16 protein-coding genes are annotated in these 12,564 nt (G+C 54.7%); 7 read left to right on the top strand and 9 right to left on the bottom strand.

From position 1 onward, the window contains the following. Nucleotides 1-5 precede the first annotated feature (5 nt). Nucleotides 6-653, top strand: coding sequence for a riboflavin synthase (locus GS12_RS13220; RefSeq protein ID WP_034947811.1), 648 nt, complete (start codon nt 6-8; stop codon nt 651-653). A gap of 37 nt (nt 654-690) precedes the next feature. On the opposite strand, the gene cfa is transcribed toward GS12_RS13220, so the two are convergent. Continuing rightward, complete coding sequence (cfa, locus tag GS12_RS13215; protein WP_034947808.1) at nt 691-1,839, bottom strand: cyclopropane fatty acyl phospholipid synthase; 1,149 nt, start codon at nt 1,837-1,839, stop codon at nt 691-693. Nucleotides 1,840-2,097: 258 nt separating this feature from the next. After that, nucleotides 2,098-3,285: a purine nucleoside transporter PunC gene (gene punC / locus GS12_RS13210; protein ID WP_034947805.1), complete on the bottom strand. Its 1,188-nt coding sequence runs from the start codon at nt 3,283-3,285 to the stop codon at nt 2,098-2,100. A 112-nt stretch (nt 3,286-3,397) separates the two neighbouring features. Between punC and punR the strand changes: the two genes are divergently transcribed. Continuing rightward, on the top strand, nt 3,398-4,312 hold the full coding sequence (punR, locus tag GS12_RS13205) for a DNA-binding transcriptional activator PunR (protein WP_034947803.1): 915 nt from the start codon (nt 3,398-3,400) through the stop codon (nt 4,310-4,312). On the opposite strand, the gene purR is transcribed toward punR, so the two are convergent. Then, nucleotides 4,309-5,334: an HTH-type transcriptional repressor PurR gene (purR, locus tag GS12_RS13200; protein WP_034947800.1), complete on the bottom strand. Its 1,026-nt coding sequence runs from the start codon at nt 5,332-5,334 to the stop codon at nt 4,309-4,311. The genes punR and purR overlap by 4 nt on opposite strands. Before the next feature lie 283 nt (nt 5,335-5,617). On the opposite strand from purR, the gene cydH reads away from it, so the two are divergent. Further along, entirely contained in the window at nt 5,618-5,707 is a 90-nt protein-coding gene (gene cydH / locus GS12_RS24335; RefSeq protein WP_152601410.1) for a cytochrome bd-I oxidase subunit CydH, read from the top strand. 43 nt (nt 5,708-5,750) lie between these two features. Here cydH and GS12_RS13195 read toward each other — a convergent pair whose 3' ends face one another. After that, nucleotides 5,751-6,566, bottom strand: a complete 816-nt coding sequence (locus GS12_RS13195; protein WP_034914545.1) for a C40 family peptidase — start codon at nt 6,564-6,566, stop codon at nt 5,751-5,753. A gap of 316 nt (nt 6,567-6,882) precedes the next feature. Here GS12_RS13195 and GS12_RS13190 point away from each other — a divergent pair, with 316 nt between their 5' ends. Next, entirely contained in the window at nt 6,883-7,221 is a 339-nt protein-coding gene (locus tag GS12_RS13190) for a Grx4 family monothiol glutaredoxin (protein ID WP_034914546.1), read from the top strand. 46 nt (nt 7,222-7,267) lie between these two features. Here GS12_RS13190 and rnt read toward each other — a convergent pair whose 3' ends face one another. From rnt to GS12_RS13170, 4 genes are all read right to left on the bottom strand, one after another. Further along, nucleotides 7,268-7,918, bottom strand: coding sequence for a ribonuclease T (gene rnt, locus GS12_RS13185; RefSeq protein ID WP_034914548.1), 651 nt, complete (start codon nt 7,916-7,918; stop codon nt 7,268-7,270). Between the two features lie 95 nt (nt 7,919-8,013). Further along, nucleotides 8,014-8,421 (bottom strand): lactoylglutathione lyase, encoded by a 408-nt coding sequence (gene gloA, locus GS12_RS13180; RefSeq protein WP_034914551.1) that lies wholly within the window; start codon nt 8,419-8,421, stop codon nt 8,014-8,016. A 94-nt stretch (nt 8,422-8,515) separates the two neighbouring features. Then, a complete protein-coding gene (nemA, locus tag GS12_RS13175; RefSeq protein ID WP_034947796.1) occupies nt 8,516-9,619 on the bottom strand; it encodes an alkene reductase in 1,104 nt (367 codons plus the stop codon). A 31-nt stretch (nt 9,620-9,650) separates the two neighbouring features. After that, nucleotides 9,651-10,244: a TetR/AcrR family transcriptional regulator gene (locus tag GS12_RS13170; RefSeq protein WP_034947794.1), complete on the bottom strand. Its 594-nt coding sequence runs from the start codon at nt 10,242-10,244 to the stop codon at nt 9,651-9,653. Between the two features lie 162 nt (nt 10,245-10,406). Here GS12_RS13170 and GS12_RS23360 point away from each other — a divergent pair, with 162 nt between their 5' ends. The 3 genes from GS12_RS23360 (at nt 10,407) to slyA (ending at nt 11,886) form a co-directional block, all read left to right on the top strand. Further along, on the top strand, nt 10,407-10,646 hold the full coding sequence (locus GS12_RS23360; protein ID WP_072016890.1) for a DUF1289 domain-containing protein: 240 nt from the start codon (nt 10,407-10,409) through the stop codon (nt 10,644-10,646). 125 nt (nt 10,647-10,771) lie between these two features. Continuing rightward, complete coding sequence (sodC, locus tag GS12_RS13160) at nt 10,772-11,290, top strand: superoxide dismutase family protein (protein WP_034947788.1); 519 nt, start codon at nt 10,772-10,774, stop codon at nt 11,288-11,290. Nucleotides 11,291-11,448: 158 nt separating this feature from the next. Next, nucleotides 11,449-11,886 (top strand): transcriptional regulator SlyA, encoded by a 438-nt coding sequence (gene slyA / locus GS12_RS13155; protein ID WP_034947785.1) that lies wholly within the window; start codon nt 11,449-11,451, stop codon nt 11,884-11,886. Nucleotides 11,887-11,919: 33 nt separating this feature from the next. Here the strand turns inward: slyA and slyB are convergent, their stop codons facing one another. Further along, nucleotides 11,920-12,387, bottom strand: a complete 468-nt coding sequence (gene slyB / locus GS12_RS13150; protein ID WP_034914565.1) for an outer membrane lipoprotein SlyB — start codon at nt 12,385-12,387, stop codon at nt 11,920-11,922. Between the last annotated feature and the right edge of the window lie 177 nt (nt 12,388-12,564).

The following is a 12,564-nucleotide window of genomic DNA, read 5'->3' as shown; positions in this document are numbered from 1 at the left end:
TGATTATGTTTACCGGTATTGTGCAGGGCACCGCCGAGGTGTTGTCGATTGAAGAGAAACCGAATTTTCGCACGCATGTTATCAGGCTGCCGACCGATATGCTGCCCGGACTTGAACTGGGCGCGTCCGTTTCTCACAACGGCTGCTGCCTGACGGTAACGCGGGTGGAAGGCGATCGCGTCAGCTTCGATCTGGTGAAAGAAACGTTGCGCATCACTAACCTTGGCGATCTGAAGCCGGGCGACTTTATCAACGTTGAACGCGCGGCAAAATTCAGTGATGAAATAGGCGGGCATCTGATGTCGGGTCATATTATGACCACGGCAGAGATCGCTAAAGTTCTTATTTCTGAAAATAACCGCGAGATCTGGTTCAGGCCGCAGGACGCATTGCAGATGAAATACATTCTGCATAAAGGATTCATTGGCATCGATGGCATCAGCCTGACGGTGGGTGAAGTGACAAAGAGCAAATTTTGCGTGCACCTGATCCCCGAAACCCTGGCGCGCACCACGCTGGGCAATAAGCGGTTAAGGGATAAGGTCAATATTGAGATCGATCCGCACACCCAGGCGATAGTGGAGACCGTGGAGCGCGTGCTGGCTCGCCGCGAGCAGCAACTGAAGGATGCAGCAACGCTTGCAGAGCAGTAAATAAAAAGGGCCATAGCGGCCCTTTTTAACGTTGATGTCAGTGAGGAACGCGCATCCCGTCGGCCACGCCGTGACTGAACACCACCTGCCAGAGCTGGAGATCGCGCGCCCGAAAGGCACCCGCACAGGCGTTGAGGTAGTAGGTGAACATGCGTTTGAAGCGTTCGCCGTATTTTTCCGCGAGCTGCGGCCAGGCGGTCAGAAAACGTTCATTCCAGGCCATCAGGGTGCGGTCGTAGTCTGCCCCGAAGTTGTGCCAGTCTTCCATCACGAAATAGGGCTCGTGCGCCTCGGCAATATGGCGCACGGAGGGCAGGCAGCCGTTCGGGAAGATATATTTATCTATCCACGGATCGACATGGTCGCTGGTTTTATTCGCGCCGATGCAGTGCAGCAGAAAGAGTCCGTCAGGTTTGAGGTTTCGTTCCACCACGTTGAAATAGGTGGCATAGTTTTTCGGGCCAACGTGCTCGAACATTCCCACTGACACAATGCGATCGAACTGCTCATTCAAATCGCGGTAGTCTTCAAGCAGGATAGTGACATCCAGATCCGCGCAGCGTTCGATAGCCAGCTTCTGCTGTTCCGCCGAAATGGTCACGCCGGTCACGCGGACGCCATAGCGCTGCGCGGCAAACTGCGCCAGCCCGCCCCAGCCGCAGCCGATATCCAGGAGCGTCATGCCGGGCGCTAATTGCAGTTTGTCACAAATCAGCTTCAGCTTCGCTTCCTGCGCCGACGCCAGCGTGTCGGCTGTTTTCCACCAGCCGCAGGAGTATTGCATAAAGGGATCGAGCATCAGGGAGAAGAGGTCGTTGCCGAGATCGTAGTGCTCTTTGCCCACCAGCCAGGCGCGCTTGCGGGATTGCAAATTGGTCAGGCGCGCGGCGGCCACGCGCAGCGTATCTTTCAGATGATGAGGGAGTTGCTGGTCAAGTTTCGCCAGCAGGGCGCGATGAAAAAACATATCCAGCCGCTCGCACTCCCACCAGCCGTCCATATAACTTTCACCCAGCCCCAGCGAACCTTCCTGCATCACGCGCTTGAAAAAATCCGGATTTTTTATCTGAATATCCCACGGCTGGCCGCCGTTAATTTTTATACCGGCCTTATCCAGCATTTCGCGGGTGATGCGATACCAGTGATTTTCTTCAAAGCTCACTTCTTCTATAAACGATGAACTCATAGCTTCTCCATCACATCTGTGATTGAAACCTGAGAAAAAGAATAGTCAATTTCTACAGGAGTGTGAGAAAGAGCACGGCGCGGCCGTGCCTGTTGTTCGGCGTTACAGAGGATTAAGAATAAAAGCAGTACGCCGGGAAACCGGCGTATAAAATCGAAGTCAGGCCGTAAAACATATTATTATTATGGCCGGAAAAAAGTATATGCTCACCTTGTACAATATTCAAATGTTCATTGTTAGCTCGCTAAGCAATAAAAGTTATTGCCGATGGCTGGCCGTGCTCAACGCCATTTCTTGCTTTTTACGCGCCTGCAATACGTAGCCCATTATGACCAGCACCACGGTAGCTAGCATCACCACGGCGGTACCGGAAAGCGGTGTAGTGATGAAACGTGAAACCAGCAGACTGGCTACGCAGCACAGACCGAGCTGGAGCGTATTTTGCAATGCCGCCGCCTTGCCGCTTGCCTGCGGAAAAGGCGTTAATGCGGCCGATACCACGATGGGATAGATGGCGCCGTTGGCGGCGGCCATGCCACAGAAAGGCGTCAGCAGAGCGAAAATTGACGGCGCGGCCTGCTGTGAAATGAAAAAGAAGGCCACAATGCTCAGACTGTAGAGCGCCAGCAGCCAGGGAAGCAGCGCGCGACCTTGTACTTTTTTCAATATCATGCGGCAGCCGTAACCGCCCATCAGAAATGCCAGCGTCTGCGGGAAATAGCTCAACCCGATGTCGCCCGGCGTCATTCCCAGTGCGGACAGAATAAAAGGCGACCCGGTAAGCCAGGCGAAAAAACTGGCGGAGCAGGCGGCGTAGATCAGCACGTTACCCACATAAACCGGTGACCTCAGTAAGGTAAAAAAGCGCGTTGGCTCGCCGTTACCCGCCGACGCACGGCGTACCGGCGAAAGGAACAGCGTGCAGATTAGCAGCACCACAGCGATCGCCATCAGCACAATAAAAATGCCGCGCCAGGTAAAGTGATTCAGAACCCATGCGCCAGCCAGCGGTGCCAGCGCGGGCGAAAGCGCCACCAGCGGCATAATGGTGGCAAACACCTTGTTTGCCTGGGTGGCAGAATAACGGTCAATAACCAGCGCCTGCCAGGTCACGGCGGCTGCGCAGATGCCCACGGCCTGAAGAAAACGCAGCCCCAACAGCGCCCATGCGGAATTCGCCCACCACATCATCGTGCAGCTCAGCGCAAAAATTCCCAGCCCCATCAGTAATACCGGACGTCGCCCGATGCGGTCTGAAAGCGGCCCCCAGATAAGTTGGGCGCTGGCAAAGCCTGCCAGAAACAGGCTCAGGCTGGCGCCGATCACGCCGGGTTGTGTGTGCAGATCCTGCTGCATGTCAGCAAAGGCGGGCAGGTACATATCAGTGGCGAGAAAGCCCACCACGCTTAAAAGCGCGAGGTAAAGGGTAAATCCGGGTGAAGGCATTTTATGCTCTTTATGGCAGATGAATGAAATGGCGCAAAGTGTAAACACGTGCCACGCGCGCTGTGAAACGCTAATATTTGCATATTGCGTTCAAAAAATTTGCAGGCAGATTATGTGGTCAGAATATTCACTTGAAGTCATTGATGCTGTCGCCAGAAACGGCAGCTTCAGCGCGGCGGCAGCGGAGCTACATCGTGTGCCTTCTGCGGTCAGCTATACTGTTCGTCAGCTTGAAGAGTGGCTGGCTGTGCCGCTGTTTGAGCGCCGCCATCGCGACGTGGTGCTTACCGAGGCGGGAAAGGTTTTCATTCTGGAAGGTCGCACTGTTATCAAAAAAATGCTCGCAACGCGTCGTCAGTGTCAGCAGGTGGCGAACGGCTGGCGAGGCCAGATCAATATCGCCGTTGACCGCATCGTGCGGCCGCAGCGAACGCGACAAATGGTGGTGGATTTTTACCGGCATTTTCCTGATATCGAACTGCATCTGACCGCCGAGGTCTTCAACGGTGTCTGGGACGCGCTGGCGGACGGCAGGGTGGATATTGCCATCGGCGCGACGCAGGCGATTCCGGTCGGAGGACGTTACGCCTTCCGTGACATGGGCGCGCTGAACTGGCGCTGTGTGGTACAAGCCCGTCATCCGCTGGCGCAGCGCGCAGGAGACATTGATGACGAGACGGTGCGGGAGTGGCCTTCGCTGGTGCTGGAGGATACGTCGCGTTCTCTGCCGAAGCGCACCACCTGGACACTGGATAATCAGCGTCGGCTGGTGGTGCCGGACTGGGAAAGCGCTGCTGATTGCCTGCTGGCGGGGCTGTGCGTCGGCATGGTGCCGGGGCATTTTGCACGCCCGCTGCTGCAAAGTGGCGCGCTACGTGAGTTGACGCTTGGCGCGCCATTCCCTGACAGCCCCTGCTGCGTAAGCTGGTCGCGGGCGGCGGACGCCTCGCCGGCAATGCGCTGGCTGCTGGATTATCTGGGCGATACCGATACGCTGAACCATGAATGGCTCAGCGAAAAACATTAGCGTCGATAGTCAAGGAACGGCCCGTCAGCGACCGAGCGGCGCTCAATCAGGGTGGGATGCACCTCAATGGTTTGTGGGTCTTCGCGCTTGCTGGTGATCCTGTCAAGCAGCATCTCGAATGCGGTTTCGCCCAACTGTTGTTTAGGCTGGTGAACCGTGGTCAGCGCCGGGGTGAAGTAGCGGGCATTGCGCACATTATCATACCCGATCACCGATATGTCCTGCGGCACGCGCAGCCCCATTTCATCGGCCGCGCAGATTGCGCCCATCGCCATGACGTCGCCACCGCAAAATACGGCGGTAGGGCGCTGCTTCTGCGACAGGATCTGCTGCATGGCGCGGTAGCCAGATTCCGGCTCAAAGTCGCCCTGCACCAGCCACTCGTTGCGTAGCGTGATGCCCGCTTCGGAAAGCGCCTTCAGAAATCCCGCATGGCGACCGCCGCCGGTATTGCGCTCCATCTGGCCGGGGATCACGCCGATATCACGATGGCCGCGTTCAATCAGATAGCGCCCCACCAGGTAGCCGCCTTCAAAAGCGTTATCAAGCACCGTATCGGTAAAATCGCCGCGCGATTCGCCCCAATCCATCACTACCATCGGAATGTTGCGGCTGCTTTCAAGCAGTTCGATCAGCGCATCGGGGTATTCAGAACACATCACCAGCAGCCCGTCGACGCGCTTTTGCGCCATCATCGACAGATACGCTTCCTGCTTTTGCAGATCGTTGTGGGCGTTACCTAAAATCAGCGTGTAGCCTTTGGCAAAGCAGCTGTTTTCGATGGCTTCGATAATCTCGGCGAAATAGGGCGCTTCGCTTGAGGTGGCCAGCAGCCCGATGGTACGGGTGTGATTGACTTTAAGACTGCGGGCAACCGCACTGGGTGAATAGTGAAGTTCTTTGATGGCGGCCCATACCGCGTCTCGCGTATCTTCAGCGACGAAGCGGGTTTTATTGATAACGTGTGAAACGGTAGTGGTGGACACCCCGGCACGCCTGGCCACATCTTTAATGGTTGCCATGAAATAATGACTCCTGCACTTATCGCAACTTATTGATAAGTCATTTGTTAAACGATTGCGTAAAGCGAAATTTCCCCGCCGCCTCTGAGACTGTGCTGCGTGCATGTCGGTGACGTCAGGAAGGAATAAGCGTTGGTGTTTGCGCAACAGCACAGCATTTTATTACGGGTTGCGCAACGAGGCCCGGATTCTAACAAGCTCTGCCAAAGAAAACGAGATTTTTACCGCCAGATATGGGAAAATTGATACCGGTACAACTATCAGGGTTATTAAGAGGGTGTAAATGGATACCGATCTGAAGTTCTCGCTGTTGACGACCTGCGCTGCGCTGTTGATGATTATCGCATTCAGCTTTACCGCCGTGATGCACTAAAAAAAAGGCCGATTAAGATCGGCCTTTTTTATTCTTTTTACACTCAGCGAATGGTTTTGGGCGTCATCACACGGCGCGCGCCAACATAATGACCCTGCCAGTAATCATCCGACAGCGCGCTTATCTGAATATCTTTTCCGGTACGCGGAGACTGAATAAATTTACCGCCGCCAAGGTACACGCCCACATGATCGGCCGTGCCGCGCCCGTTTATGCGGAAAAAGACCAGGTCGCCTTTTTCCAGCTCACCGCGGTCAATCTGCGCCGCGTCGCGCAAATGGTACATCTCGTTGGCGGTACGCGGGATCTTAAACTTTACCAGGTCTTTGTAGGCATACCAGACCAGTCCGCTACAGTCGAAGCCGGTCTCAGGTGAGGTGCCGCCCCACTGGTAAGGTTTACCCAACTGGCCCATCAGCTTGTTCATCGCTGTTTCACGTGCTTTCTGATAGCGCGCGCGGTGCGCTTTGCTGAGTTTGAGCGGTGAGGAGGTTGCGTTATCGGTAAGCGCTTCACGCTCTTTCAGCGTTTTAATCCCCTGGCGACCGTAGCGTTTTTTTGAAGCATTGTTTTTTGCTGCCGCGAGGATTTGGGATTTGGTGACCTTGTGCGAGGCTGCCAGCTTTTTGTTAAGTTTGGCTTTTGCAGAAGAGGCAGTGCGGGGTTTGCGGGCGACGTCTTTTACTTTTTTCGTTGTTGTACTCTTCACCGTTTTGCGCTTGCGGCGATCGTCATCGCGTTCGTTTTTGGCATTCGCCTTTTGGTGTTTTGCATTAACAGGCGTGCCGGGCGATGCGTGCGCCACAGTGACGAAAAGCTGAACAAAAGCCAGCATGATTATCGTGATAAATAGACGCATCGTTACCATTAACAGTTCGTGCTTTCGCCAGCGGCAAAAGCAGGGCAATAAGATTTATCTGCCTGTTGAGCAGACGGGCCAGGCAATTCTAATCTAACTTTTTGCCAAAAGGTAAGGTCTTTTTTGTTTCAATGACTCAGCGCAAGAAAGCGTTGGCAAAAAAGCATGTGTTTTATTTAACCTGCCGTGGAAACAATGACCCTACGAGCAAGGTAACGCGTCAGGAGAAATAACCCTGCTGAAAATGTCGTTTTCATCACGACGGCAGAGCCGCTACAATAAAAAGACACGACATATCCGTTTGAGGAAGGCATTTATGAGCACTGTTGAAAAAATTGAGCGCCAAATCGCAGAAAACCCGATTCTGCTGTATATGAAAGGCTCCCCGAAGCTGCCAAGCTGCGGTTTCTCGGCCCAGGCCGTCCAGGCGCTTTCCGCCTGCGGTGAACGCTTTGCCTATGTCGATATTCTGCAAAATCCTGAAGTACGCGCTGAACTGCCTAAATACGCTAACTGGCCAACGTTCCCGCAGCTGTGGGTGGATGGCGAGCTGGTCGGCGGCTGCGATATCATTATCGAAATGTATCAGCGCGGCGAACTGCAACAGCTGATCAAAGAAACCGCGCAGAAGTATCCTTCAGACGCGGCGCAGTAAGTTGTTTCGAACGACAAATATATAAGGCGGGATATCCCGCCTTTTTTTATGCCTCGTTTTCCATTGCCGGCAGCGGCCAGCCGCCCAGGCGCTTCCAGCGGTTAACCAGTTCACAGAACAGCTCGGCCGTCTGCTCGGTATCGTACAGCGCCGAGTGCGCCTGGCTGCTGTCAAAAGGAATGCGTGCCGCCGCGCAGGCTTTGGCCAGCACGGTTTGCCCCAGCACCAGTCCGCTCAGCGCGGCGGTATCAAAAGTCACAAAAGGATGAAAAGGGTTGCGCTTCAGGCTGGCGCGCTCGGCCGCCGCGTTGACGAAACTGAGATCGAAGGTGGCGTTGTGCGCCACCATGATTGCGCGATTGCAGCCCTGGTCCTTAATCCCTTTGCGCACCAGCTTGAAGATTTCATGCAGCGCATGATATTCGCTCACCGCGCCGCGCAGCGGATTGGTTGGATCGATGCCGTTAAACGCCAGCGCTTCTGGTTGCAGAACGGAGCCGACAAACGGCTCGACGTGAAAGTGCAGCGTGGCATCTTTTTCCATCCAGCCATCCTGATTCATTTTCAGCGTTACCGCAGCGATCTCCAGCAGGGCGTTGCTTCTGGCGTCAAACCCTGCCGTCTCCACATCAATCACTACCGGGTAAAAACCGCGAAAACGGCCGCTAAGAACATTCATTTCGTTTGTTTCAGACATCAGGATCTCACTGGGGGAAAAAAGCAGCGCGCATTATGGCAAATTTCAGCGAGGGATGCAGCAGGGGAAACGGGTGCCGGACGGCACCCGTTGCGTCAGGCGCCGAGGCCGTGACCCGCGTGTTTGTTTTCAATCAGCTCGATTTTGTAACCATCGGGATCTTCAACAAAGGCGATAATCGTTGTGCCGCCTTTCACCGGGCCGGCTTCGCGGGTGACATTACCGCCCGCCTGACGAATGCTGTCGCAGGTGGCGGCGACATCGTCCACGCCCAGCGCGATGTGCCCGTAGGCGTCGCCGAGGTTGTAACTGTCCACGCCCCAGTTCCAGGTCAGCTCAATGACAGCGCCTTCGCTCTCGTCGGTATAGCCCACAAACGCCAGCGTATACTTGTACTCGCTGTTTTCGCTGGTGCGAAGAACGCGCATACCGAGCACATTAGTATAAAAATCGATGGAGCGTTGCAGATCGCCAACGCGCAGCATGGTGTGAAGTAAGCGCATAACATCCTCTTTATAAGCGTCATCATCCGATAACGGTAAAAAAACAAGTATAGCGAAATTACCGCGCCGCTTCCGTAAAGAAGCGGGCGCAGAGTTAATCGGCGAGGGTGGGATAATCGGTATAGCCTTCGGTACCGCCGCCGTAAAAAGACTCGGGTTTGGGTTCATTCAGCGGCGCGTTTATACGCAGGCGTTCGACAAGATCCGGGTTAGCGATATAGACGCGGCCAAACGCGGCGGCATCAATCAGGCCCTGTTCAATCAGCGTTTCTGCTTTTTCGGCGGTATAGGCGCCTGCCCCGACAATCACGCCAGGGTACGCCTGACGTATCGCTTTGCGGAAGGCATCGCTGTAAGGCTTGCCGCCCGCCCAGTCGGGTTCAGAGAGGTGCAGATAAGCCAGATTACGCTTCGCCAGTTCAGCGATGTAATAAAGAGCGGCCTGCTCCTGATCTTCGCCGTTGTCCAGCCCGTTGAACGGGCCGAGCGGCGAGATACGGATACCAATACGGTCGGCGCTCCAGCCATCGATGGCGGCATCGACCACTTCCAGCGCGAAGCGGGTACGGTTTTCAACGCTGCCGCCGTAAATGTCGTCGCGCTGGTTAGAGGCCGGAGAGAGAAACTGATGAATGAGGTAACCGTGCGCAGAGTGCAGCTCCACCAAATCGAAGTCGGCCTCACGGGCGTTGATTACCGCCTGACGGAAGTCATTAACCACGCCGGGGATCTCATCCAGCGTCAGCGCACGCGGCGTGGAGGTTGCTTCACGAATCGCCTGGCCATTTTCATCACGCAGCGAGGTGCGCGTTTCGGCGTTGATTGCAGAAGATGACACCGGCGCCTTACCATCGGGCTGCACGCTGTTATGCGAAATCCGGCCGGTATGCCACAGCTGTACGGCGCTGTGGCCGCCATCCTGATGAATACCTGCGTTGATCGCTTTCCACGCGGCGATTTGTTCGGCTGAGTGCAGGCCAGGCGCGCCCGCGTAGCCTTTTGCCTGCGCAGAAATTTGCGTGGCTTCGGTAATGATCAAACCGGCGCTGGCGCGCTGACGATAGTATTCGCCCATCAGCGGCGTGGGGATGTCGCCTGGCTCAATGCTGCGCAGACGCGTCAGCGGCGCCATAAAAATGCGGTTCGGTACGGTAATTGCGCCTGTTTTTAATGGCGTAAACAGCTTATTCAATGGCATAGGTACTCCTGATAGACCGGTTAACGGTTTTTTAATGTGATCCTGAAAGAAGGCATTCGATATGCGCCAGCGCGTTCTCCAGCGCGGTCGATTCTCTGGCAATTTTGCTTTGCAAACTGGCCCCAAGCCACAGGGTATAAATGGTCTGTGCCAGCGCTGTCGCTGGCGTTTTCAGCATCAGGCTTCCTTCCTGCTCCCCCTGCGCAAGGGCATCGGCAAGAGTGGCAACCAGCGCTTTTGAACCGGTATCAAGCGCCATGCGCATGGGCTCAGAGAGATCGCACACCTCCGCAGAGAGCTTCACGGAGAGGCAACCGGCAACGTTGTTCTCATAACGCCAGGCGTCAAGTGACTGTCGGTAATAGGCAACAAGGCAACTGCGCCGATCGCCATTGTCGGCATTAAGGGCATTGAGCAGGCACTGATGATAGTGTGCGAAATAGCGTTCAAGCATCGCGACGCCGAACGCCTCTTTGGAGGGGAAATAGTGATAAAACGATCCCTTCGGCACCTCTGCCACCTTTAGCAGCTCAATCAGTCCCATGCCATTGAAGCCGTGCCGTGTACAGAGCGTCTGGCCGATGGTGAGAAGATGTTCACGGGTATTAAATCGTGTTGTTTTCATGAGCGTCACCGTAACAGACCGGTCGGTCTGTTACAAATAGCGGCTGGCCGGACGGCACGAAGTGCTCATCATGAGAAAGCGCTCTCACTGAAATACCGTGGAAACTTGCGGTGACGGCTGATTCGATCTTCAATTAAAGAAAGTGCTAAGTCAGGAGCGTCAGTGGCTGAACAGTTAGAGTTTTTTCCCGTTCCCAGTCCCTGCCGGGGAATTTGCCAGTCAGATGACCGGGGCTACTGCCGTGGCTGTTTACGCAGTCGCGATGAGCGTTTTCACTGGATGCAGTTCAGTGACGCGCAAAAGCGTGAGGTACTCAGGCTCTGTCATCAGCGCTTCCTGCGTCTGCGGCGCAGCGGAAAAACCGAGGCGCCCGATCTGCCTGAGCAGCCTTCGCTGTTTTAATGCGCCTGCATTTTCCGCGCGCCTTCGCATCATGTCGTAAAGAATCGTCAGCATGACGGGTTTAACGGGCATTTTTTTGCGCAGAAACCAGGCTTAAAGCTCCGGTAACAGAGACAGGTGAACTTATGAAAAGATTGACGTTAATCGCGGCGCTCATAGCAGGCTGTAGCACAGCGTATGCCGCCAGTGAAAAAGTAGAAATCAAACTGGCTACGACGCAGGGCGCGGGCGAGAGTATTGGCTCGGTCACCATTGATGAAACAGAATATGGTCTGACCTTCACGCCCGATCTGAAATCCTTGCCTGCGGGTATTCACGGTTTTCACGTTCATGCGAACGGTAGCTGCGATCCGCAATCGAAAGACGGCAAGACGGTGCCGGCAGGCGCGGCAGGCGGACATCTGGATCCGCAAAAAACAGGTAAGCACCTTGGCCCATGGCAGCAGGGGCATTTGGGCGATCTGCCGGCGCTTTACGTGACTCCCGATGGTAAAGCGACCTATCCGGTCCTGGCGCCGCGCCTGAAAAAACTGTCAGAGGTGAAAGGCCATGCGCTGATGGTACACGTGGGCGGCGATAACCATGCGGATCATCCTGCGCCTTTAGGCGGTGGCGGCGACCGCTTTGCCTGTGGCGTAATTTAAGCTGTCGGCTTGCCGATGCTTAACATATAAATGATTGAGCATCGGCGTGACAATAATGCGAGGCGAACATAAGACGAATTTGTATTTTGTCTGGTAAACTCGCAGAATGACCTTTGATGAGGCATAATACATAGCAAGCTAATTATAAGGAGATTGAATTGGACACACCATTGGGAACAGACCTTGCAAGATTGGTACGCATTTGGCGCGCCCTCATTGATCAGCGTCTAAAGCCGCTTGAACTCACACAAACGCATTGGGTTACACTGCACAATATTCATCAACTGCCGCCTGAGCAGTCGCAAATACAGCTTGCCAAAGCCATTGGCATTGAGCAGCCGTCGCTGGTTCGCACCCTGGATCAGCTGGAAGAAAAAGGGTTAATTACCCGCACCACGTGCGTCAGCGACCGCCGCGCCAAACGCATCAAGCTTACGCCGGAAGCCGCGCCGATTATCAGCGAGGTTGAGCACGTTATTGATGCGACGCGGGACGACATTCTTGCGGGTATTTCCCAGCAGGACGTGGATAAAATGGTAATACTGATAGCGCACTTAGAAAAAAATATACTTGAACTTCAGCAGCGAAATGATTGAAAAAAAACCGGCGGTAGCCGGTTTTTTTATGACTTAACGAGGCGAAACGGTAACCTGGCTGCCGTTTGAAGCCAGCATCACGCGCTGTCCAACGGAGAAACGGCTGGCGGCCTGCTTTTGCACCACCAGAATGGTGTTGCCGTCGTCCTTGCGAACTTCCAGCTCTACGCCATTTGTTTTATTAACGGCACCCTGCACGCCCTGGCCGGCAACGCCGCCTGCCACGGCTCCCGCCGCAGTCGCCAGACTCCGGCCTGCGCCGCCGCCGATGGTATTACCCAGGAATCCACCCAGAACGGCACCGCCAATCGCGCCAATAACATTGCTGTCATCACCGCCCTGAATCTGAATTGGCCGGACATGAACCAGCGTCCCGTAGGAAACGCTTTGCACCTGTTTTGCTTCAGATGCGCTATAAACATCCCCGGAAAGCGTATCTGAATTGGTGCATCCTGCTAATGTCACTCCGGTAAGTGCCACGATTAATAAACGTTTTATCATCGTTAAAACTCCATTCTTATGTGCGCGCTGTGAAAAAATACAGCAGTAACTTCATTATATGGCACGGGCTGCGCCCTGGTAACGTTTTAAATAAAAAAACCGTCTCAGAGCGTAACGCAGGCGGATTAAACCAGAAATAAATCAAATCGTAAAATCGCGCCGCGCTGCGAAAGGTCA

The sequence above is a fragment of the Erwinia oleae genome (assembly GCF_000770305.1).
Taxonomy (GTDB): domain Bacteria; phylum Pseudomonadota; class Gammaproteobacteria; order Enterobacterales; family Enterobacteriaceae; genus Erwinia; species Erwinia oleae.
Note: the sequence above shows the minus strand (reverse complement) of the source record. Positions and strands in the feature narration are given on the sequence as shown.